Consider the following 22,895-nt stretch of genomic DNA (forward strand, 5'->3'; position numbering starts at 1 on the left):
TGCAGCGTCAGTTTGAGACGCCGTTGGCATCCGCGCGAAAAAAACACCGAGGGCCTCCAGCCTGGGGCGGTATCTGTCGATAACTTCCTTGCATACAGCAGGAGTTTTCGACATGAGCACTCAGCGTTTATCTGTCGGCTTTAGCTTACTTTTTGCCCTGTCAGGTGGGCCTTGCCTGGCGGCCGCTCAGGTGGGGCAGGGGGTTGTTCAGTTCCAGGGCAGTGTCGTCGAGCAGGGCTGCAACCCCCGTGTGCAGGGGCGTGTGAGTTTTGAACTGACCCACTGCACGGTGCCGGCGCAACGCAACAACGTCAGCGCCAGCCAGGTCTTACCCAAAGCGTCGGCCAGCAGCGCCAGGCCTGCCCCGGTAGCGGTCAAGCTGATTGCCCAGAACAACCGGGCAGGGCGCTATTACGACCAGCGCTACACCTTGGTTGACCTTGCGGGCAAACCGCTGGTGTCCGGGGCCTATGTGATTACCTTGACGGCGCCTTGACCGCTGCGCGGGCCCAGCCCTTAGCGGCAGGTGGAAAGGGCTGTAGGTCGTTGCCGATTGTGCCGGCGGAATGGGCGATGGCGGTGCCGCGTGTATTTATTTAGCGGATGAGGCGGCGCGGGCGGGCCTAGGTTCGGGTTTTGTTCAGGAACCTCACGCCATGACCCACCACCAGCGCCCCTACGATCAGCTCGCCGTGTCCCGGGTGTACCTACAGACCGTTTTCGCCGACCGCCCCCATCTGGAGCAGGTTGCCAATAGCCTGATCCAACAGGCACTCGATGAGCGCTTTGCCGGCCAGGGGCTGCGCGCCTTTGCCTTAGGGATCGGCGAGCCCGTCGAGCTGGTGGCCGAGGGTGCGCCGACGACCTACCGGCACGTAACCTCTGTCGCCGATGCCCTGATCGGTCGCCTCATGCACGGCTCGGCCATCAATTACAACCCCACTCGCCAGGTGCCGTTGCGCCTGGGCGGTGGCGCTGTGGTGCGTCTTATCGCGGGGCCGTCGGTCGATGATCTGGAGCAGATGATTAACCATCTGGCGCCACTGTTGCTCGAAGCCTTCCAGGATGCACTCGCCGCTTACTGGAGCGCAAAACCGTTGCAGGATCCCCTGTCGACACGCTGGCGGATCGTCTCCAATCAAATGCGCCTGTGCCTGAGCCAGGCTCCTCAAAACCCACCGCTCGCCTCCCTTGAGGAGAAGCAGGTGCTGAGCGAGCTGTACCCGCTCAAGGCCGATCGTGACAAAGCGGTGGGGGCGGGCCGGTTTCGGGTTTCTTTGGTGTATGCCGTCAGTGGCGGTGACGTGGGGGAATGGCTGCCACTGCTGGTGCTCCAGCGCCAGTGGGCGAGCCGCCGTGCCACCTACGTCTATAGCCCGGGGCAGAGCGTGCTGGCCCTCGATACGCTGGATGACCTGGGGCCGCTGTTGCCGCGTTATTTGAGCCGCCACAGGTCGGGTCAGGCCATTCAATGGACACTGCACGAACCCGACGGCGACGTGTTCGATCAACTGGCCCTGTGCATCCTGGAAAAACAGCTGCGCGACCTCGCTGCGGTGCGCTGGTCGACGTTCCCCTCGGTGGCCTATTACAAGCATCTGTTGAGTAGCCTGACGGCTCCCCACGCCTGGTTCGGGGCCCCTACCAGCCTGGCCGAGGAGGCCTTGCCACTGTGGTTGCAAACCGCTGCGGCCGCGACACGGCTGCGTTACAGCCAGCAGTTGGACGACCTGGCCGGGGTGCAACTGGAGGCGGCGGGTGCCGATTACCTGCAAGGGCTGGATCCGATCCTTGCCTATACCCGCAAGGCACTGCAGGCGCAGATGGCATTGGACTACCCCCAGGAAGTGATGATTGACCCGGATCATTACGCCCTGGCGTTCACCCGCACCCAGGGTGGGACGGTCGGCTGGACGCAAACCACGCAACGCACCTTGACCCAGTGGGCGCTGGACAATCCCTTTGTGCAGCCCTACGCCCGTGTCGAACTCATCAATCTGGCGGAGCCCGGCTATGCCCCTGATTGGTGGCTGAAGGTGCCTTATCTGCAGGCCTTGATCGAGCGGGTCGACATTGGCAAGCAATACCCGGCCATGCTGGAGCGCAAGCTCTTGGGCGATGACGTCGAAGCCGCGCGCCGCCGCGGTTTGTTTTGTGCCCAGGTGCGGGTGCAACTGCCGTTGCTGGCCCTGGAGCACGTGATCCGCCGCCAGCACGGGTTCACGGACGAAGGCTTGGCCCTCGTGCGGCAAGCCGTGGCGGTCGATCCGGGCGCGGGCCAGGTCAATGGCCAGAAGATCGTGGTGCGGCCCCTGGCATTTCTCACCCATGCGGGGGGCAAGGCCCATGTGGCGCGCAATATGTTTGTAATCGGGGCCAGCGATGTGGCGACCAGCGTTCATGTGCTCTATCGCCCCGGCGGGCCGCAGTTGCTGGAACAGTTCCCCACCCGCCAAGCGGTGCTCGATAGCGTCGCGCGCACGGGGACGGCCCTGAACCGCGCCGTGCTAGACAGCCTGGACGAACCGGCCCGGGCCCTGTTCGGTAATGGCGGCTTTTTGAGCCCCCACGAGCAGCGCTTTCTCCAGGGCGATGAATACGGGCCCTCCCGCGCATCGTCTCCCGCACTGCTCAGTGACGAGCCGGTGGCGGGGGACTTCTTGCTGCGCGTGTTTCAGGACAACGCCCAGGCATTGGTGGCGCAGGCTAAGCGCCAAGCCGTATCCACCGAGGCGCAGCGCTGGAGGGCGTTTGAGAACGACCTGTGGCAACTGTTCGACGTGGTGTTGCCCTTGTTGCGCGGCCCGCTCAGCGCCGCAGGTTGGCTGCTGCAAATGATGCAAGGCTCCCAGGTGTTGGTGGCGTTGCAGCGCAATGGGGACCAAGCGACCAGGGCGCGGGCCACGGCGCAGTTCATTTCCACGCTGAGTGCCTTGTTATTGCACCCCGTTGCATCGCTCGACCAGCGTCTCAGGTTGCCGCAGGGGCACCCCGTCAGCGTCCCGGCGGCACTTGAGCAGGTCGGCGACCAGCTCTTGACCAAGGCAGCCCCCCAGGATATCTGCCCGCTGTACACACCCTCCTGGGGCAGCGCCACCCAGGCTCTGGCGCCGGCGATGCAAGCCGAACTGGAGACCTTCAAATGGCGTGCGCAAAATGCCCATCCGTCCCAGCCGTGGCCGGCCAAGCCCGAGTTTGCCCAGACCGAGGGCGCGACCAAGGGTTTGTATCGGGTGTTCATCGGCCCTCAGCGTTTTCACCTGCATGCCTACTTGGAGGGCGGCCTGTACCCGGTGCGCGATGTACAAGAGGGCACGCGAGTGGTCGATCTTGCGCAACCCTCGCGCTTGGGGCCTTGGATCAAGAGCGATGGCCAGGGCAACTGGTCGTTCGACTTCGGCCTGCGCTTGCGCGGTGGTATGCCGAGGAAAAAAAACATGCCCACCCGCGCCGATTTCCAACGCCGCAACCTCGAACTGGCGCAGCAGCATGCCAACGCGGTTGCGCAGATGCTCAAGGTCGAAGAAAAGCTAGCGGCCGTTCTGGCTCTGTACCAGCGCATGCATGTCAGCGAGCGTGGCAGCTTCACTGACGCCCACCGCCAGACCGTACAGCAGCGCTATCACGAACAGCTGCAGGAGCAGGCGCGAGCCCAGTTGCACCGGATCGAGGTGTTCAAGCAAAAAAACGAAAATCAGCCGATCGCTCGTTTTGAGAGCAGCCTGATCGAGCATATCGAAGACTATGTAGACAACCTGCGCCGGCAGATGGCGTTGCTGATCCTCAGTCGCAGTGCCGCCAAGCCTTCACCTGCTACTGCCGAGCGCTGGTACAAGGAGTTGGAATCCGAGGACGATGACGTAGCGGACCAGGCTCACCGTGAAAGTGTCGCAAGCCTGAGCCTCATGGCCGGGTTCAACGAACAGCTGTTGCAACTGAGCATTGAGGAGCGTGCACGCCTGGAGGAATTGGCCGCCATTGCCGGCTACGAGCCGGCCACCAGCCGTTTGCGCGACACCGCCGGGCCACACCGTACACCCTTGGATTGGCGGATAAAACTGATCGAGGTCTATCAGGGCATGGCGCTCAAAAGGCGCCCGTTGCCTCAGGAATACGGTGACTTCTTGGCCGCCAAGGCCTCCCTGGACCTGTTGGTGCGTGAAGTCCTGAGCCACAAGAACCTGCTGGAAACCGATGCCCTGACGCTGGAGCGGCGCATCGAGCTGCTGGGGGATGTCCTGGAGCAGTATTCGGGAATCCAGGACCGCCTCGGCTTCATCTTTGCGACGTATCCGCAACTGTTCGAGGCGCAGTATGGCGACAAGTTGTTGGCCCTGATTACCGACCTGTTGAGCGAAGCGGAGCACTCACAGGCCCTGATGCTACGTGAGCGCACCAGCCAGGTGGTGCCGCAGGTGGCAAGGGTTTCGGCCAGCGGTACGCGCCAGCGCCTGATTGTGACGCGCAACCGCCAGGTACTGAGCGGGCGCGTGCGCGAGCGCACCCCGGATTCGGACGTGGAAATCGTGGAGGTGCAAGACCCTATCGATCAACACTCCCTCGGTACGTTCAAGGAAAGCGCCCAGGCCGGTGAGTGGGAGGAGATCCCCAGCACCACACTGCGGCCGGCGGCGCCGGCGCGCGCCCTCAAGCACCTGCTGGGTGACGCCGACACCCTGTTGAGCCGAGTGGACCGCGCAATCAGCGACGCGCGCAAAATCGCCCGCCAGTCCAACTCCCCCATTGGTGTTGAGGCCGAGCTGACGCGGGTTGGCGAAGGTTTACGCGACAGTGCGCGGAAAATCAGCCAGACCCTCGAGCAACGTGAGCAGGGGGGCGGGGCCGCTGCCAGCAAACGCGAGGCCGACCTATTGAGCAACCTTGAAGCGGCGGCGCTGCGCCTGATCGAAGAGGGCCGGCAACTGCGCATCGAGATCATCCTGCGCAACCCGCCACAAGCGCCGCGCATCGAGTACCTCAAGGCCCAGGGCGAAGTGGAAATAGTGAAGGTAGAAGGCTGGGTCAAGCTCAGCCGCGAGGATGACTATTTACAGGAGTACCTGATCCGCGACCGGGAGCGTCGGCCCGTGGCCTACGCGCATTTTCACTACCGTTCGCCGCAGGCTCCAGCCGCCGAGTTCACGGCCGCGCACCTGAAATTACCGCAACAGCGGTACCTCAGTTTTGTGCCGGTCGAAGGCCAGAGCGAGCAAATCACCCTGGCCGCGTACCGCAGCACCATCGGCTCGCGCCTGGCCCAATCGCTATTTTTCGCGGTCAGCCAAACCACCACCCGCAAGGGGCGGCCGGACTATTGGTGAAGCCGCCATTGCGGGCGGCTTCAACGACCCAAACCCCCGGGGTTACTTGACCTGGGCGTTGTAGAACACGCTGGCCGTGCCTTCTTTTTTCACGGTCAGCTTGTTGCCTTCGGCCAGGGCTTCGACGTTTTCCGAGCAGCCGTCGATCTGGGTCTTGCCCTGCACCGATTCGGTGGCGGTGTCGAAGGTGAAGGCGTAGGTGCTGGCGGGGCAGGCGTTGCCGCCTTCGCCGGTGGACACGATCAACAGGTACTTGCCACCGAAGGCGTAGGCTTTTTCGATGGCGACATAGCCGGTGACTTCCACGTCATCGACCACGTACTCCATGACATTCACCACCCCGGCGCGGGACTGGTAGTTGATGGCCTGGCCCAGGGTATCGAGGCTTTGCAGGGTAAACACATCGGCCACCCCGGACTCGGTCACCAGCAGCGGCTCATAGGCCATGGCTGGGGCCGCCGGGGCGGCGACCAGGGGCGATGCAGCCTGTGGCGAGGTGCATTTGCCGTCGTCGCAGATGCGGTCGCCCTTGCAGTCGGTGTCCTTGAGGCACTGGGCAGGCGCGGCGCCGGCCTGGGGTGCGGAGCTGGGTTCGGCGGCTTTGTCGCAGCCGGCCAGGGCCAGGGCGGTGAGCGAGAGGGCAAGGAGCAGTTTCATCGGTAAGGTCTTCCCTGAGGAGTGATCGGTGGCCGGGGAATTTAAAGGCCTTTGCGTGACATTACTAGGCCACTGTTTCCGGGCCGGGCCGCCCAGGGCCCTGATTCCCAATAGTTTTTTTGACGGGCCAGTACGTCCTGTGGACAATGGCGGCATTCTGCTCCACCGATGCTGGCCCGCCCGGTTCTTGAACCGGGTGTCAGGCATCTTGCGATTCACGCACCCGATGCGCCCGCGTTTCGTGCCGCGGGCATGGGGGCCTACAGTTTTTTCCCGCCCGGTTTCCCGGTGTTTTTTCCAAGTGGAGCCATACTGGCTTGTGTCGCCCGGCTGTTCGTGGGCGTCGGCATGGGTGTGGTCGGGTTCAACCAGCGTTTTTTGCGTCTTCGGACGCACCAACAGAATCGATGTCACTCAAGCAGCTGAAGCCAATAGCAATAAAAAGTCAGCGCGCGAAGGACATATAAAGTGAGGCCCTGGATGTTCAGTCGGCCTTGTGTGCTCACCCGCCAGCCTCATCAGTACGCACCCGGGCCTAGCCTGGGCGCGGGCGATTGGGGCGGGCGGGGCGGATGGCGTTTTATGACAGGTATCACAGTATGCTCAAGCAAATGAACAAGGCCCTTCTGGGCCTGGCACTGTCGGTCGGGGTGATGTCTGCCCACGCCGAGGAGCCAAAGAAAGTCGACGTGTTGCTCATCGGCGGCGGGATCATGAGCACGACCCTCGGGGTCTGGATCAACGAACTCGAACCGCAATGGACCATGGAAATGGTCGAGCGCCTCGACGGCGTGGCCCTGGAAAGCTCCAACGGCTGGAACAACGCGGGCACCGGCCACTCGGCCCTGGCCGAATTGAACTACACCCCCGAAGACAAGAACGGCAACGTCGAGATCCCCAAGGCCGTTGAAATCAACGAAGCCTTCCAGATCTCCCGCCAGTTCTGGTCCTGGCAGGTCAAGAACGGCGTGTTGAAGAACCCGCGTTCGTTCATCAACTCCACCCCGCACATGAGCTTCGTGTGGGGCGATGACAACATCAAGTTCCTGAAGAAACGCTACGAAGCCCTGCAGGCCAGCCCGCTGTTCGCCGGCATGCAGTATTCCGAAGACCCGGCGCAGATCAAGCAATGGGTGCCATTGATGATGGAAGGCCGTGACCCGGCCCAGAAAATCGCCGCCACTTGGAGCCCGCTTGGCACCGACGTGAACTTTGGCGAAATCACCCGCCAGTTCGCCGCACACCTGCAAAGCAAGCCCAACTTCGCGTTGAAGCTGTCCAGCGAAGTGCAGGACATCACCCGCAACGACGACGGGTCGTGGCGTGTCAGCTACAAAAACCTCAAGGACGGCAGCAAGACCGAGACCGACGCCAAGTTCGTGTTCATCGGCGCCGGCGGCGGTGCCCTGCACCTGCTGCAAAAATCGGGCATCCCCGAAGCGCGTGAATACGCAGGCTTCCCGGTAGGCGGCTCGTTCCTGGTGACCGAGAACCCGACCATCGCCCAGCAGCACCTGGCCAAAGCCTATGGCAAGGCCTCGGTGGGCGCACCGCCCATGTCGGTGCCGCACCTGGACACCCGCGTGCTCGACGGCAAGCGCGTGATCCTGTTTGGCCCGTTCGCGACCTTCTCCACCAAGTTCCTCAAGGAAGGCTCGTACTTCGACCTGCTGACCAGCACCACCACCCACAACATCTGGCCGATGACCAAGGTTGGCATCGAGCAGTACCCGCTGGTGGAATACCTGGCCGGGCAACTGATGCTGTCGGATGAAGACCGCTTCGCCGCGCTGAAGGAATACTTCCCCAACGCCAAGAGCGAAGACTGGCGCCTGTGGCAGGCCGGCCAGCGCGTGCAAATCATCAAGCGTGACGAAGAGAAGGGCGGCGTGCTGAAACTGGGCACCGAGATCGTGGCGGCCAAGGACGGCAGCATCGCCGGCCTGTTGGGCGCCTCGCCGGGTGCTTCCACCGCTGCGCCGATCATGCTCAGCGTGCTGGAGAAAGTATTCAAGGACAAAGTCGCCACCCCGGCCTGGCAAGAGAAGCTGCACCAGATCGTGCCAAGCTACGGCACCCAGCTCAACGGCAGCCCTGAGCGCGTCGCGCAAGAATGGGCGTACACCAGCGACGTGCTGCAACTGGACACGCCCCCGGCGATCCCGCACACCGCCGCGCCCCAAACCCCGGTCGCCCCGCAAGCGGCGCCCCAGAGCAACCCGGCCGCCGACATGGCCCTGTAGCACTGCGGTTTGAAACGCCCATGAAAAAGCCCGACCTGTGAAGGTCGGGCTTTTTTGGTTTGGGCCGCGCCCCTATGGGAGCTAGCTTGCTCGCGATGGCGGCATTCAGGCTGCTGGAAGTGCATCGCCTGTCCCGGCCTCATCGCGGGCAAGGCCCGCTCCCACAGTGTGGGTGGAATTTTCATGTTTTCTCTGTGGGAGCGAGCCTGCTCGCGATGGCGGCATTCGGGCCGCCACAAGTGCATCGCCTGCCCCCGCCTCATCGCGGGCAAGGCTCCCACAGTCGTTAGCCTTTTTCGGGGGGGCAGTGGCTGCCCTCGCGTTCCAGCAACTGGCGCTTGCGCTCCACCCCCCAGCGGTAGCCCGACAGCGCTCCGTCGCTGCGCACCACGCGGTGGCAGGGGATGGCGACGGCCAGGGGATTGGCGCCGCAAGCCTGGGCCACGGCGCGCGATGAAGTGGGAGCGCCGATCATCCGCGCGATCTGGGCATAGGTGGCGGTGGCGCCGGCCGGAATGCTACGCAGGGCCTGCCAGACCCGTTCCTGGAACGCGGTGCCGCGCAGGTCCAGAGGCAAGTCCAGGCCCAGGGCCGGGGCTTCGACGAAACCCACCACCTTGGCCACCCACTGCTCGAAGCCCGGGTCGGCGCCGATCAGTTCGGCGTGGGGGAAGCGGTCCTGCAGGTCGCGGGCCAAGGCGTCGGGATCGTCCCCCAGCAGAATCGCGCAAATGCCCTTGTGGCTTTGCGCGACCAGAATCGCCCCCAGAGAGCATTGGCCCACGGCGAAGCGGATTTCGGTGTTGGTGCCACCGGCGCGGTATTGGCTGGGTTTCATCCCCAACAACTGGTCGGCACTTTCATAGAAACGGCTGTTGGCGTTGAACCCCGCGTCATACAGCGCCGCGGTGATGGAGCCGCCCTTGGCCAGTTGCTCGCGCAGTTTGCGGCCCCGGTGGGCGCTGGCGTAGGCCCGGGGCGTAAGCCCGGTGACAGCCTTGAACACGCGGTGGAAGTGGAACGGGCTCAACCCGGCCTGCTCGGCCAGTTGCTTGAGGTTGGGCGGGCTGTCGGCTTGCTCGATGCACTGGCAAGCCTGGGTCACCCGCGCCGTGTCGAGTTCACTCTGCTCGCCGCCGGCCCGTTTGCTGGCGCGGTAACCCGCGGCCTCGGCCTGTTGGGCGGTGTCGAAGAACTCGACGTTCTCCCGCCGTGGCAGGCGCGAAGGGCTGCTGGCGCGGCGGTAGATACCGGTGGTTTTCACCCCATAGACGAAGTGTGAGTCCGCCGCCGGGTCACGGGCCAGTACCGCCAGCCAGCGTGGGTCGTCGGCGGTGGGGGCATTACGGTGGGCGCTGTTCATGGGGGCGTACCTGCAGCGTGGCGAAGTGAGCACAGCTTAGGGCATCCGTGGCTGTGCGAACTCCGAGTCTTGCGGTGTAACTCGCCGGGCGTTTACTTGAGGCTGACCTGGCCGCGGGCGTACATCGCGATCGAGCCGTGGTCGGGGATCGTGCAGGTCACCACGCCCGGCTCGCCGGGGGTTTTCTCATCGAGCAGGGTGATGACGTCGGCCAGGTGGAAGTATTGGTCGTCGCGCATTTGCTTGGCCGCCGCGGCGTAATACACCAGGCTCCCCAGCACCTCGGTGAAGGCCTGGTAGCACTGCTCTTCTTCGCTGTAGTTTTTTTCTTTGATCTTGCGCTCGCTCAACGTCGCCATCCGCACAACCACCGGTTCCTGGGCGGTGGAGGTGGGGTTGGCCGCGACGCTGTCCATCGCGTAGGTGATTTTCGGTTTGCGCGGGTTGTAGTGGTAGCGCAGGAACTTCCAGTCCTTGAGCGCATAGGCCAGGGCTTTTTCCGGGTCCAGGTAGAGCGTCACGTCATGGGTGTTCTGCACGCGTTTGCCGATCAGCGGCGAGGCGGCCTGGGCGGTTTGCAGGCTGGCGCCGAGGGTGAACAGGGCCAGTGCGCAGGCAAGGGGGGCGATTCTCATCCCGGGTTTCCATTCCAAAAATTGATAGATGGCTAAATGCTGGCGGATGCTTGCACGCAGGCCTGGGTCGGTCAACGTTTGCGGCTGGCCGAGCGTCACACCGCTGAGGTTGGGCAAAATAAAAATTCATCGTTTGTGAGCCGCAAGGCTCTAGGTCAAGCTTCTTTGTGTTTAAAAAGTTTGAAAATTTTTTGAATTTTTCTGTAGGGCTTATCTCGAAGTGATTCCTGAATAGTCTGTCTTTCACATAGGGAGTTTGAAAAACGATGTCTACTGTATTCGGAAAAATCCTCGCCAAGACCTCCGTCCTGGCCCTCGTCGCCAGCCCGTTTTGCGCGATCGCCGCACCGTCCACCGCACCGATTTCCACCTTCGGCCTGCTGGGCAGCTACAACGACTTCAAGCTTGAAGGCGGCAGCGAAAGCGAGAAGGATCACATGCCTGAGGGTGGCCTGTTCTACAACTTCGGCAACAAGATGACCGCTGAATCCGGGTTTATCTACCAGGCCGGGGTGGACGCCAAGTTCGGCGAGCGCGACGACAACAAGCTCAAGGAAGGCCAGGCTGACCTGGACCTGGGCTGGCGCGCGGCGTTGGACGCACGCAACTTCGTCGATGTGCTGGTTGGCGGTGGCTACACCTGGACCCGCTACGAGCCGGGCTCGACCGACTACGACATGGAGTTGACCGCCAAGACCCCGTTCGCCAAGGCTGCGCTGGGCTACAACCACCAGTTCGACGACTCCACCCTGCGGGTGGAACTGGGCGCACGCCACAGCATCGGGGGCGAAGCGCACCTGAAGGTCGACGACATCGGCAGCGACACCGTGGACCTCAAGGACCGCACCAACCCTTATGCCGAAGTCAGCCTGCTGATGAACCAGAAGGGCGACCTGCCGATCATGGCGGGGCTGTACTACACCCGTACCGAATACAAGCTGGATGAGGATTCGGACGCAGCCGACAACACCAAACTCAAGCGTGATGAGTTTGGCTTCAAGGTGGGTGTGGCGTTCTAAATAGCCTGGGATAGGGCCCGCTTTCTCAGGAGGGCGGGTTGCACCCAGCGTCTGAAGGCTGGCGTAAAACCAGTGTAGGAGCGGGCCTGCCCGCGATGAGGCCAGGTCAGCCAGCTTGAATGTTGGCTGACCTGGCCTCATCGCGGGCAGGCCCGCTCCCACGGGTTTGCTAGTTAGGCAGGGCCTTACAGCGCAGCGCTCTCAGGGGCCACGGTTTTGGGTTTGCCGTAGTGCCACTCGTAGACCACGAATTTGAAGTCTTTCAAGTCGCCCTTTTCGTCAAAGCTCAGGTCCCCGGTGGGGGTCTTGAAGGTGCCGCTGTGGATGGCTTCGGCCACTTTGACCGGGTCTTCGCTGTTGGCCTGGGTGATGGCGCCGGCGATCACTTCCACCGCTGAATAGGTCGGCAGCACGAACGGCCCGGTGGGGTTTTCCTGCTTGGCGTTGAAGGCTTCTACCAACGCCTTGTTGGCCGGTTCCTGGTCATAGGATTTAGGCAAGGTCACCAGCATGCCTTCGGAGGCGTCCTTGGCGATCAGCGAGATCGAGTCGTTGCCCACGCCCTCGGGGCCCATGAAGCGTGCATTCAGGCCTTTTTCCTTGGACTGGCGCAGGATCATGCCCATTTCCGGGTGATAGCCGCCGAAGTACACGAAATCGACATTGGCCTGCTTGAGCTTGGTAATCATGGACGAGTAGTCCTTCTCCCCGGTGTTCACGCCCTCGAACATCGCCACTGTGTAGCCTTTTTCCTTGAGTACCTTCTGGACCGCGGTGGCGATGCCTTCGCCGTACTGTTGCTTGTCGTGCAGCACCGCCACCACTTTGGGCTTGACCTGGTCGGCGATGTAGTGCCCGGCGGCCGGGCCCTGGGCGCTGTCCAGGCCGATGGTGCGGAAGATCATCTGGTAGCCGCGCGCGGTGAGTTCCGGGCTGGTGGCGGCCGGGGTAATCATTACGATGCCTTCGTCTTCGTAGATGTCCGAGGCGGGTTGGGTGGAGCTGGAGCACAGGTGGCCAACCACGAACTTGATGCCGTCGTTGACCACTTTGTTGGCCACCGCCACCGCTTGTTTCGGGTCGCAGGCGTCGTCGTATTCCACGGCTTCCAGCTGTTTGCCGTTGACCCCGCCACGGGCGTTGATCTGCTGCACGGCCATGCGCGCGCCGCTGAACTGCATGTCGCCGTACTGCGCCACGGGGCCAGTCTTGGCCCCGGCGATGGCGATCTTGATGGTATCGGCGGCGAACGAATGGCAGGCCATGCCGGCCAGGACCATGGCGGTCAGGAGTCGGGTGGCTTTCTTATTGAGATTGTTCATGCTGCTCCACTCAGTTGTCTTAAGGGTTGATGGGGTGTAGCGGTAAAAAAGGTGCGGGGGCGGTTCAACGCTCCCACGGCGCTTGGGCGTCGGCATCGGGCGCATAGCGTGCCACGGCCCGGGCCAGTTCCTGGGGCGCGAGGTCGCCATTGTCGGCGAGGCTGCGCAGGCTGGCCAGGACGATGCTGTAGCGATCCACCTCGAAAAAGCGCCGCAGGTTGTGGCGGTTGTCGCTGCGCCCAAAGCCATCGGTGCCCAGGGTGGTGTAGGGCGCGTGCAGGTACTCGCCGATCAATTGTGGCCAGGCCCGTACATAGTCGGTGGCGGCGACGATTGGTGCATTGCCGCAGAGCAAGGTATCGAGCTGGCTGGCGTCATGGCTGCGGGCACCGCCCAGGCGTTGGTCACGCTGCACTTGGCGGGCATCGCGGGCCAGTTCGCTGAAACTGGTGGCGCTGAACACCTGGTTGGCCACGCCCCAATCCTGGGCCAGCAGTTCACCGGCGGCGAGCACTTCGCGCAGGATGGTGCCCGAGCCGAGCAGGCGCACCCGCGCCTCGCCCTCACCGTTGCGGGCATAGGCATAGAGGCCACGCAAGACGTCGCCGTGCAGCGCCGGGTCGAGGGACGGCTGGGGGTAGTTTTCGTTCATCACCGCGACATAGTGGAACTCGTCGCATTGCTGCTCCAGCACGCGCCGCGCGGCGTGGTCGAGGATCACCGCCAGTTCCCCGGCGAAGCATGGGTCCCAGGCACGGCAGTTGGGCACCATCGAGGCCATCACCAGGCTGGAGCCGTCCTGGTGCTGCAAGCCTTCGCCGCCCAGGGTGGTGCGGCCCGCGGTGGCGCCCAGGAGGATGCCCCGCGAGCGTTGGTCGGCGGCGGCCCAAATCAGGTCGCCCACCCGCTGAAAGCCGAACATCGAGTAGTAGATGTAGATCGGCAGCATTGGCTGGCCATGCACCGAATAGGCCGTGGCGGCCGCGACCCACGAGCTGATGGCTCCGGCCTCGGTGATGCCTTCTTCGAGCAGTTGCCCGGTTTTCGATTCGCGGTAGGAGAGGATTGAGCTGGAGTCCTCGGGCTCATACAACTGGCCGTGGGGCGAGTAGATCCCGATTTGCCGGAACAGGCTGGCCATGCCGAAGGTGCGGGCTTCGTCGGCGACGATGGGCACCACCCGCGGGCCCAACTCCGGGGCCTTGAGCCAGGCACCGAGCAGGCGCACAGCGGCCATGGTGGTGGACATTTCCTTGCCGCCAGCGTGCAGGGCGAACGCGCCCACCTGCTCCAGCGCCGGCACCGGGATGCTCGCTGCCTGCTGCTTGCGCGCCGGCAGCGGCCCGCCGAGGGCTGCGCGGCGCTGGCGCAGGTAGTGCATGACGGGGCTGTCGTCGGCGGGGCGATAGAAGCGCAGTTGGGTGACGTCGTCGTCACTCAGGGGCAGGTGGAAGCGGTCGCGGAATGCCAGCAGGGCCTCGACGTCGAGTTTCTTTGCCTGGTGCGCGGTCATGCGCGATTCGCCGGCGGCGCTCATGCCATAGCCTTTTTTGGTCTTGGCCAGGATCACCGTGGGCCGGCCCTTGCACGCCTTGGCGGCGGCGAACGCGGCGTAGAGCTTGCGAAAGTCATGGCCGCCACGCTTGAGGGCGTTGATCTGCTCGGCGCTCATGTGCTCGACGAGGCGTTTGACTTGGGGGTCTTTCTTGAAAAAGTGCTCCAGGTTATAGGCCCCGTCGTTGGCACCCAGGGTCTGGAACTGGCCGTCCGGGGTGGCGGCGAGGTGGCGCAGCAATACGTGGTCGGTGTCGCGGGCGAACAGGGCGTCCCATTCCGAGCCCCAGAGCACCTTGATGACATTCCACCCGGCGCCGGCGAACAGCCCTTCGAGTTCTTGGATGATCTGGCCGTTGCCCCGTACCGGGCCGTCGAGGCGTTGCAGGTTGCAGTTGACGATAAAGGTCAGGTTGTCCAGTTGCTCGCGGGCGGCTAATGACAGGCCGGCGATGGATTCGGGCTCGTCCATTTCGCCATCGCCAAACACGCCCCACACATGGCGGCCCTCGGTGCTGGCCAGGCCCCGGTGCTGCAAGTAGCGCATGAACCGCGCCTGGTACACCGCGCTCAACGGGCCAATGCCCATGGAGCCGGTAGGGAACTGCCAGAAGTCGGGCATCAGCCAGGGGTGCGGGTAGGAACACAGGCCGGGGCCGTTGATTTCCTGGCGGTAGTTGGCCAGTTGTTCTTCGCTCAGGCGCCCCTCCAGGAACGCCCGGGCGTATACGCCGGGGGCCGAGTGGGGTTGGAAGAACACCAGGTCGGCGTTGCGTTCGCCCTCAGCACCGTCGCCACGGAAAAAATGCTGGAAGCCGACTTCGAAGATCTCCGCCGCCGAAGCGTAGCTGGCGATATGGCCGCCCAGTTCGCCGTAGGCGTGGTTGGCGCGCATGACCATGGCCAGGGCATTCCAGCGCATCAGGCTGGTGATGTGCTCGTCCATCGCGAGGTCGCCGGGGTAGCTGCCTTGCTGCTCCAGCCCCAGGGTGTTGCGGTAGGCGGAATAGGGCTGGGCGTCGCGGCTGATGCCGTGCTCGCGGGCAAACGCCTCCAGGCGCCCCAGCAGGTAACGGGCGCGTTCGCTGCCGCTGGCGTGCAGGGTCGATTCCAGGGCGTCCAGCCATTCGCGGGTTTCCTGCGGGTCCGGGTCGTTGGGTTCGGCGGGGTGGCTGTTGGCGGTTTGCATCGGGTTCTCCTGTGCCATCAGGCACACGCCGCCAAGGCCTGGCGGATATCGGCCAGCAGGTCGTCGATGTCTTCCAGGCCGGCCGACAGCCGCACCAGGCCTTCAGAGATGCCGTGGTGCGCGCGCTCCTCGGGGGTGTAGGTGGAGTGGGTCATGCTGGCCGGGTGTTGGGCCAGGGATTCGGCGTCCCCCAGGCTGACGGCGCGGCTGAACAGTTGCAGCGCGTTCATGAAGCGCCGGCCAGTGTCGATGCCGCCCTTGAGTTCAAAGGCAATCATCCCGCCGGAGCGCTTCATCTGCCGTTGCGCCAGGTCGTATTGGGCGAAGGAGGGCAGGCCGGGGTAGGCCACCCAATCTACCGCCGGGTGCGCTTGCAGGTATTGGGCGATGGCCAGGGCATTGCTGCAATGGCGCTCCATGCGCAGGGCCAGGGTCTTGAGGCCGCGCATCAGCAAAAAGGCGTCCTGGGGCGACATCACCGCGCCGGTCAGGTCCTTGAGGCCTTGCAGGCGAATGCGCTCGGCCAGGGCTTGGCTGGCGACGGCGATGCCGGCAGTGATATCGCCGTGGCCGCTGAGGTATTTGGTGGCCGAATGCACCACCACGTCGGCGCCCAGCTCCAGCGGCCGTTGCAGGTAGGGCGAGCAGTAGGTGTTGTCTACTACCACCGTGATGCCCGGGTGCTGGTGGGCGAGGGCGGCCACGGCCTGGATGTCCACCAGTTGCATGTTGGGGTTGGCCGGCGACTCGAAGTACACCAGGCGCGTGGCCGGGCTGATGGCGTCGCGCAGTTGGGCCAGGTCGCTCATGTCGACATGGCGCACCTTGACCCCGAACTCGCCAATACCGTGGTGTAGCAAGGCGAAGGTGCAACCGTACAGGGTGCGATTGACCAGAATCTCATCGCCGGGGCGCAGCAAGGTCCAGAACGTCGCGGCAATGGCGCCCATGCCGGAGCTGAACGCCACCGCCGCTTCGCCGTTTTCCAGGGCGGCCATGCGCGCTTCGAGCAGGCTCAGGGTGGGGTTGGAAATACGCGTATAGAAATGCCCCGCTTCCTGCCCGGCGAAGCACGCCGCGCCGTACTCGGCAGTGGGGAAGGCGAAGGTGGAGGTGAGATAGATCGGCGGCACCAGGGCGCCCTGATGATCGAGCGGGTTGTAGCCGTGGTGAATGGCACGCGTAGAAAAGCCGAGGTTGTTATTTTTGTTGTCCATACGGAACGCTCCGGATTTTTCCTACATGCTATTCTCAAAATTCAACATTTCTATTCCAAAATTGCTGTCAAAAAGCGAAGTTATTGGCATGGAATTCATAATAAAAACGAAATAGAGGCAAAAAATTCCAATGGTTCTGGATCGCACCGACAAGGCCTTGCTTATGGCCTTGCAAGACAATGCCCGATTGACCATGGCCGAGTTAGCCGATCAGGTGTCATTGAGCACGTCGCCCAGTTGGCGGCGGGTCAAGAACCTTGAAGAAAACGGTGTGATTACCGGCTACCAGGCCATCCTCTCGCCCAAAGCCCTGGGCTACGGGGTAACGGCGTTTGTCAGCATCATGATGGATTCCCACACCAAGGACGCGGCCCGCAGTTTTGAGCAGCGGCTGTTGGAAATTCCGGAAATCGTCGCTTGCCACAACATCTCCGGGCGCTTCGATTTCCTCCTGGAAGTGGTGGCCAAGGACCTGGAATCGTTCGGCGAGTTCGCCCGCGAAGTGCTGCAAACCCTGCCGGCGGTGAAGGAGATTTACTCGAGCTTTTCGTTCAAGACCGTCAAGGCCCAGCGCACGATCCCGGTGCCCGACTGACGCTCGCCGGGGTTTGCCGCAACGCCACCCTTGTGGCGTTTTTTTATGCCTTGCGTGAAGTCGCAGTTTTGACGTCAAAAATTTTCCGACGAACGGAACTGATGCCGAAATGCCATTGTCTGTATCCCATACAAACAACGCGACGCTACAAGGACTGATGCAATGAGAATCGTGAAAACGCTGGCACTGGCCACCCTGTTCGCTGCCCTGGCCGGCTGCGGCAGCGATGCCATCGAGGGGAAATTTGCCGTACAGGCCAGCGTCATGGGCTTCAAGAGCAATGTCGGCACCGCGGTGCTAGACGAAGACTTCATCACCCTGATGGGCGACAAGTACGAAATCGATGAGTGGCAGCGCGACGGCGACACCGTGATCGCCCGTGGTAAGGATGGCGAAAGCGTGATGAATGCGCGCATCGAAGATAACGGCAATCGCCTGGTGGTCCTTGATGGCGGCGAAGTGGTCAGCATGACCCTGACCCGTATCCAATAAAGGGCTTTCCTATCGGGCGGCCGGCGCGGCGGCCCTGTTTTCGTGCGTGCATTACCCCCCTCTTAAAAAGGATGTTGTGTGAAGAAACTATTGGCAGTGTCTGGCGTTGCGCTGTTGTTGGCCGGTTGTGGCTCAAGCTACGACTGGGACGAAGTGACCACCTCCTCTGGCTCCAAGGGCCAGCCCACGGCCACCTACGTCGACAAGAAAACCAAAGAGCCGATCTCCGGCACCATCACCTGGAAAGAAGGCGATACGCTGATTTCCGAGTTCAAGGTGAAGAGCGGCAAGGTCCAGGGCGACTGGGTCACCCACAACGCCGACGGTTCGGTGGCGATCGAGGCACAGCTGGACGAGGGCGAGTTGACCGGCACCACGGTGGTCTACTGCCCCGGCCCGGATAAAAAGCCGCAGCAGAAAATCGTCATCGACGGCAAGGAAAAAAGCCAAAGCCAGTACGACTGTGCCACTGGCCTGCAAACCGCGCTGGAAGTCGAAATCCACACCCCCGCTAAGGAAAACCACGGCCACGACCTGGCTCGTTCGGCCTGGCGCATCGTTGACGGCAAGCAAGTGCCCGCTGCGCTGGCCAGCTACGCGAAGGACGGCAGCGGCAAACTCGATGGTGTGCAGGAAACCTACTACCCGACCGGCCAGGTCGAGCAACGCCACCTCTATAAGAATGGCCAGCTCGATGGCGTCTCCGAAGAGTACGTGCTGCTGACCGATGGCACCTATCGCCTGCGCCAAACCAGCCTCTACAAGGACGGCAAGCGCGACGGCGACACCACGCGCTACTTCGCCTTTGGCAACTGGCCGGAGAAAATCGTCGAACGCCGCGAAAGCTACAAGGACGGCGAAGACCTGGGGCAATCGATCAGCTTCGAGAACCTGGACGTGCATGTGAATGCACGGATGAACGATATCCCACCGGCCAATTACAAGATCCACAGTGCGCTGATCGGCCGCGACAGCTACGGCGGTTTCAAGGCCGATGTGGAGTCGCTCAAGTACCTGCTCACCGAATCCAAGGTGGACGTGAACGAGCGCTTGGTCGCGGATGAAGATTTCCCGATCCAGCAAGTAGCGGAAAACGCCTATGACATGCTGGTGGGCTTGGGGGCCGACCCATTGAAAGTCAGCCTGGCCGGCAATACACGGCTGATGATGTGCATCAAGCAGTCTTACCGTAACTGCTCCGACGAGCACTTCAGCCAACTGATGGCCTTGGCCAACGCGAAAACCGCCAACCTGTACGGCAATACACCGCTGCACCAGGTGTGCAAGACCACCCGTTTCCTCAAGGAGCGCCCAGCGGTGGTACAAGCGCTGATTGGTAGCCAGGATGTGAACGCGGTGAACTATGCCGGGCAAACGGCGTTGCACTACTGCATCGTGCAGAAAGACAAGACGACGGCCAATGCGCTGATCCAGGCCGGTGCTGACCTGGACAAGGCCGACCTGGCGGGCGTGACGCCGATGCAACTGGTGTTCCTGCGCGATCCGCGGCCCAACAGCCAGAAGCAGTTGTCGTGGGATGAGGAGCGAGTGCGTTTTGTAGGCCAGTGGCTGAGCAAATCCAAGTTCAGCTTCGAGACGCCGTTTGCAGGCTTCGACAAAAGCCTCAAGCAACTGATGATTGAGGCCGGTGACGCGCCAAGCGCCATGTTGGTGGACAGCCTGAGCCCCAAAAGCTGACCCTGTGCGTTAACCCTATGACGCCCCGCACGCTAACGCTTGCGGGGCGTTTTGCGTTTCGGTAACGCTGTTTTGCCGCCCCGCAGGGTAATTGTGGCGTCGTCTGATGGCCGGACGATGCTACAGTTCAGGGCTTCAGGAAGAGCGGACTGGGTAAAGGGCAATGGGCGGTATGGGGTTGCAGCGTCGGTGGGGGGCAATATTCGGGCTGTTGCTGGCGCAGGGAGGGATGCCGCTGGCGCTGGCGGCCGAGCCGTCGGTGGCGTCCGCCAGCGCGAACCTGCCGGCCGCGCTCTATGCCATGTTGCTGGCCTTTTTCCTCGGCGCGGTGGCCGGGGTGATGCTCGCCTGGGGCCGCTGGGGTTGGCTGCGCACCCTCGCCGGGTTGGGCCTGGTAGTGTTGATCCTGGTCAGCACCGTGGCCAGCGCGGCGAACTGGTTGGCCTTGCTATTGGCGATCCCGGTGAGCATGGCCATTGGCGGCGCGATCTTCGCGTCCCTGGCCCCGCAGCGCGTGGTGCTGTATTGCGTGATCGGCTTCTTTACCTACGTCGGCTTGCTGACCGTGCTCAGCCTGCTGCTGGGCGCGATGACCTTTGTCTACGGTTTGGTTCTGCCGGTGGCGTTGCTGGCGCTGGCCGGGCTGGTCAATGTGCTGTTCAGCCTGATGCGTGCCACTTGGCAGAAAAGCCCGATGGGCTTCTTCCAGCGTGTGTTGATCGTCGGCGCAGTACTGCTGTTTTTGGCGTTGCTGTCGGGTTCCTTCAGCGAATCGTTGTCTTGGTGGGTGGTGTTGGGGCTGACCTATCTGGTGGCCCTGGTGGTGTTCTGCCTGGGCGGCGGCGCGGTGGAACCGGCCACGGAGCAGGACGCAGGCAAGGGCGCCAAGGGCGGAGGCGGGGCGTCGGGGAGCTGGTAGCGCCGCACCCCGCGACGCTACCGCTGGGTGTTAGAAGTTGATCGATGCGCTCAGGCGTGCGGTCAGCGGCGCACCTTGGAACAGGTAGCCATCGCCCAGGTAATCGCCAACGTCGCGCCAGTAACGCTTGTCGAACAAGTTATCGACGCTCAGGCGAAATACCGTGTCATAGCCATCGATCCGCGTGCTGTAGCGGCTGCCCAGGTTGAACACCGCGTAGCTGCTGGCCTGGACCTGGCCTTCGTGGTTGGCGTTTTTACTGGCGCTGTACTGCACGCCCCCAAGCACGGCCAGGCCTTCGACCCAGGGCAGGGCGTAGTCGGCATACAGATTGGCCCGCCATGTCGGCACGTTCAGTGCCTGATGCCCTTCATACGCTGGCGTGCCGGTATCGTTTACCCGGGCGCGGATCGCCGCGGCGCTGGCCGAGAGCTGCAGGCGCGAGGTGACAAAGCCGTTGGCCGACACTTCCAGCCCGGTGTTTTTCTGCTGGCCTTGCTGGACGTAAGTGAAGCCGCCGCCGTCATCGGGCCGCGAATACTGGTAGGCCTGGCGGGTCTGGAACAGCGCAGCGGCGAAGCTGATCCGCTGCCAGTCGTACTTGACCCCGGCTTCGAGCTGGCGCGAGACGGTCGGGGCGAGGGTTTCAAACGCATTGCTGGCGAACCACGGCGCCTCGCCCCCCAAAGACAAGCCCTTGCTGTAACTGGTGTAGAGCGACAGGTTGGCGATGGGCTTGTAGATCAGCGCTGCCTGGGGCAGGAACTCGTAGCGCTGGGTGTGGCGTGCGGAGTCGCCGCTCACCTCGAAGGCTTCCTCGTCCAGACGTACTTCCCGCGCGCCCAGTACGGTTTGCCACTGCTCGTTGAGGCTGATGCGGTCGGTGACAAACAACCCGTATTGGCGGCTGTCGAGGCGGCGTTGGCGATCGTTGAGGGCGCCGCTGTAGGCGGGGAATTGTTCGGGGTCTTGGTGGATGTTGCCGGTGCCGAGTGTTTCTCCGTCTGGCGTTATGTTCCTCGCGACGTTGATCGGCTCACGCTTGTCCACGGTGCGGCGAAATGCGCTGGTACCGACCGTCAGTTCATGGCCTAGGCCGGCGGTGTCGAAGCTGCCACTCAGGGCTGCCTGGGCTTCGTCGGTGCGGCGGGTGTCATCGGGACTGCGGAAATCATAGATGTCGTAGTTGCCTTCCGGGCTGAAGTAATTGGGCACCGGGACGCCTTCGCAACTGGCGGAGCCATAGCAACCCCAGGCGAAGGAGCTGTAGTCATCAATCACCACGCGGCTGCGGGAGGCGCTGACGCTGCCCTTCCACAGGTCGCTGAAGCGGTACTCGAACTTGCCGTTGAGGTTCAGCGAATCGATATCCACTTGCTTGGCACCGCTCTGGTGAGCCAGCAGCTTCTTGGGCGAGGCGTGGTGCGGCAGCTCGGTGTTGCCCAGCAACTGGTAGCCGGGCACTGAGCGCTGGGAGCGGCTCTGGTACTCGGCATCCAATTGCAGCAAGGCGTTGGGGCTGATGTTCCAGTCGAAGGCCAGGGACAGGAAGTCCCGCTGCCCATCGGCGTGCTCGACGTAGCTGTTGATGTCCTCATGGGCGATGTTGGCGCGCAGGCCCACTTGCTGCTCATTGCCGAACCAACCGCCGACATCCGCTGCCACGTAACCGCTGCCGCGATCATCGGTAGAGACCGTCACCGAGCGCACCGCTTCGGGGCGCTTGGTCACGTAGTTCACCAGGCCGCCGGGCTCGGCCACGCCGCTTTGCAGGGCCGACAGGCCCTTGAGCAATTCGACTTGCTGCTTATTTTCCAGGGCGACGTTCTGTTCGCCAGTAACCGTGCGGCCGTTGATCTTGTAACTGCTGGCGGCATTCAGGGAAAAACCGCGCACCACGAAATTCTCGTAGTAGCCGATTGGCGCATAGGCTTGGCCTACGGAGGCGTCGTTCTTCAGTACCTCACTGAGCAGGCGGGCTTGCTGGTCCTTTATCAGGGCGTCGTTGATGACCGTAATGGAAAAAGGCGTGTCCAGCAGCGGCGCTTCATCAAAACCGCCGACCGAGGCCTGGCGCACCTGGTAGCCGGAATCGGCTTCGCCTTCGACGCGGGTGGCAGGCAACTCGGTACTCGCGCCCAGGGCGGGGCTGGCAAGCAGGCTGAGGCTCAGCAACTTAAGGGCGAAACGCGGGGCGGGCACGCCCACCCAGGGTGCCCGGTACAACCTATCCATGAAAGCTCCTTGATGCGGCTCATTGGCAAGCGCGACGCGGCGGCTCGCTCTTGGTAGCCGGCCATCATATAGGAGGACGTTGGGTGGCTGGGGTTCGTTAACGCCGAGCTGGCGGGCGGCTTATATATAGAAGGAAGGGCGGTTTTGACGATTTCAGGTGGGCTCGATAGAAAACCTGAATTAACGGTTGACGGCGATTTATATCTGTCTATAATTCGCCCCACTTCCGGCGCAGTCGAAACGGAAAACTCCTTGGTAAACAAAGAGTTATGCAGGTTTCGACAGCGCGGAGCTTCAGGTCATCGAAGCCCGAAAGGAGTTGAAAAAGAGGTGTTGACAGCAGCGAGTAACGCTGTAGAATTCGCCTCCCGCTAACGAGCGATCGTCAGCGCAAGTGGTTGAAGTTGTTAAAGATTTCCCAGCGAAACTTTGAAAG

Annotated in this window: 16 protein-coding genes; 9 read left to right on the plus strand and 7 right to left on the minus strand. The window is 62.9% G+C overall.

The window, feature by feature from the left end; all coding sequences use genetic code 11:
• Nucleotides 1-112: 112 nt before the first annotated feature.
• Both CKW13_RS23250 and CKW13_RS23255 read left to right on the plus strand, forming a co-directional pair.
• Nucleotides 113-496 carry a hypothetical protein gene (locus CKW13_RS23250; protein ID WP_095111109.1) on the plus strand — a complete coding sequence of 128 codons (384 nt, stop codon included), beginning with the start codon at nt 113-115 and terminating at the stop codon, nt 494-496.
• A gap of 160 nt (nt 497-656) precedes the next feature.
• Nucleotides 657-5,321 carry a hypothetical protein gene (locus CKW13_RS23255; RefSeq protein WP_095111110.1) on the plus strand — a complete coding sequence of 1,555 codons (4,665 nt, stop codon included), beginning with the start codon at nt 657-659 and terminating at the stop codon, nt 5,319-5,321.
• A gap of 42 nt (nt 5,322-5,363) precedes the next feature.
• Here the strand turns inward: CKW13_RS23255 and CKW13_RS23260 are convergent, their stop codons facing one another.
• A complete protein-coding gene (locus tag CKW13_RS23260; RefSeq protein ID WP_095111111.1) occupies nt 5,364-5,978 on the minus strand; it encodes a hypothetical protein in 615 nt (204 codons plus the stop codon).
• Nucleotides 5,979-6,577: 599 nt separating this feature from the next.
• On the opposite strand from CKW13_RS23260, the gene mqo reads away from it, so the two are divergent.
• Complete coding sequence (mqo, locus tag CKW13_RS23265; protein ID WP_095111112.1) at nt 6,578-8,221, plus strand: malate dehydrogenase (quinone); 1,644 nt, start codon at nt 6,578-6,580, stop codon at nt 8,219-8,221.
• A 286-nt stretch (nt 8,222-8,507) separates the two neighbouring features.
• Here mqo and ada read toward each other — a convergent pair whose 3' ends face one another.
• Together ada and CKW13_RS23275 are read right to left on the minus strand one after the other, a co-directional pair.
• Nucleotides 8,508-9,584, minus strand: a complete 1,077-nt coding sequence (ada, locus tag CKW13_RS23270; RefSeq protein WP_095111113.1) for a bifunctional DNA-binding transcriptional regulator/O6-methylguanine-DNA methyltransferase Ada — start codon at nt 9,582-9,584, stop codon at nt 8,508-8,510.
• A gap of 92 nt (nt 9,585-9,676) precedes the next feature.
• Complete coding sequence (locus CKW13_RS23275) at nt 9,677-10,219, minus strand: hypothetical protein (protein WP_141234016.1); 543 nt, start codon at nt 10,217-10,219, stop codon at nt 9,677-9,679.
• 36 nt (nt 10,220-10,255) lie between these two features.
• Here CKW13_RS23275 and CKW13_RS24550 point away from each other — a divergent pair, with 36 nt between their 5' ends.
• A complete protein-coding gene (locus tag CKW13_RS24550; protein ID WP_176465175.1) occupies nt 10,256-10,414 on the plus strand; it encodes a hypothetical protein in 159 nt (52 codons plus the stop codon).
• 71 nt (nt 10,415-10,485) lie between these two features.
• Nucleotides 10,486-11,238, plus strand: a complete 753-nt coding sequence (locus CKW13_RS23280; RefSeq protein ID WP_095111115.1) for an outer membrane beta-barrel protein — start codon at nt 10,486-10,488, stop codon at nt 11,236-11,238.
• 185 nt (nt 11,239-11,423) lie between these two features.
• On the opposite strand, the gene CKW13_RS23285 is transcribed toward CKW13_RS23280, so the two are convergent.
• The 3 genes from CKW13_RS23285 to CKW13_RS23295 form a co-directional block, all read right to left on the minus strand.
• Entirely contained in the window at nt 11,424-12,560 is a 1,137-nt protein-coding gene (locus CKW13_RS23285) for a branched-chain amino acid ABC transporter substrate-binding protein (RefSeq protein ID WP_095111116.1), read from the minus strand.
• A 64-nt stretch (nt 12,561-12,624) separates the two neighbouring features.
• On the minus strand, nt 12,625-15,303 hold the full coding sequence (gene mdeB / locus CKW13_RS23290) for an alpha-ketoglutarate dehydrogenase (RefSeq protein WP_176465176.1): 2,679 nt from the start codon (nt 15,301-15,303) through the stop codon (nt 12,625-12,627).
• Between the two features lie 17 nt (nt 15,304-15,320).
• Nucleotides 15,321-16,520 (minus strand): methionine gamma-lyase, encoded by a 1,200-nt coding sequence (locus CKW13_RS23295; protein WP_095111118.1) that lies wholly within the window; start codon nt 16,518-16,520, stop codon nt 15,321-15,323.
• Nucleotides 16,521-16,644: 124 nt separating this feature from the next.
• Here CKW13_RS23295 and CKW13_RS23300 point away from each other — a divergent pair, with 124 nt between their 5' ends.
• From CKW13_RS23300 to CKW13_RS23315, 4 genes are all read left to right on the plus strand, one after another.
• Nucleotides 16,645-17,115 carry an Lrp/AsnC family transcriptional regulator gene (locus CKW13_RS23300; protein WP_095111119.1) on the plus strand — a complete coding sequence of 157 codons (471 nt, stop codon included), beginning with the start codon at nt 16,645-16,647 and terminating at the stop codon, nt 17,113-17,115.
• A 162-nt stretch (nt 17,116-17,277) separates the two neighbouring features.
• A complete protein-coding gene (locus CKW13_RS23305; RefSeq protein ID WP_095111120.1) occupies nt 17,278-17,607 on the plus strand; it encodes a hypothetical protein in 330 nt (109 codons plus the stop codon).
• A gap of 78 nt (nt 17,608-17,685) precedes the next feature.
• On the plus strand, nt 17,686-19,305 hold the full coding sequence (locus CKW13_RS23310; protein WP_095111121.1) for an ankyrin repeat domain-containing protein: 1,620 nt from the start codon (nt 17,686-17,688) through the stop codon (nt 19,303-19,305).
• A gap of 229 nt (nt 19,306-19,534) precedes the next feature.
• Nucleotides 19,535-20,224 (plus strand): hypothetical protein, encoded by a 690-nt coding sequence (locus CKW13_RS23315; RefSeq protein ID WP_095111122.1) that lies wholly within the window; start codon nt 19,535-19,537, stop codon nt 20,222-20,224.
• Between the two features lie 30 nt (nt 20,225-20,254).
• Here CKW13_RS23315 and CKW13_RS23320 read toward each other — a convergent pair whose 3' ends face one another.
• Nucleotides 20,255-22,459, minus strand: coding sequence for a TonB-dependent siderophore receptor (locus tag CKW13_RS23320; protein ID WP_095111123.1), 2,205 nt, complete (start codon nt 22,457-22,459; stop codon nt 20,255-20,257).
• Nucleotides 22,460-22,895: the final 436 nt, after the last annotated feature.

This window comes from Pseudomonas sp. Irchel 3E20, assembly GCF_900187645.1.
GTDB lineage: Bacteria > Pseudomonadota > Gammaproteobacteria > Pseudomonadales > Pseudomonadaceae > Aquipseudomonas.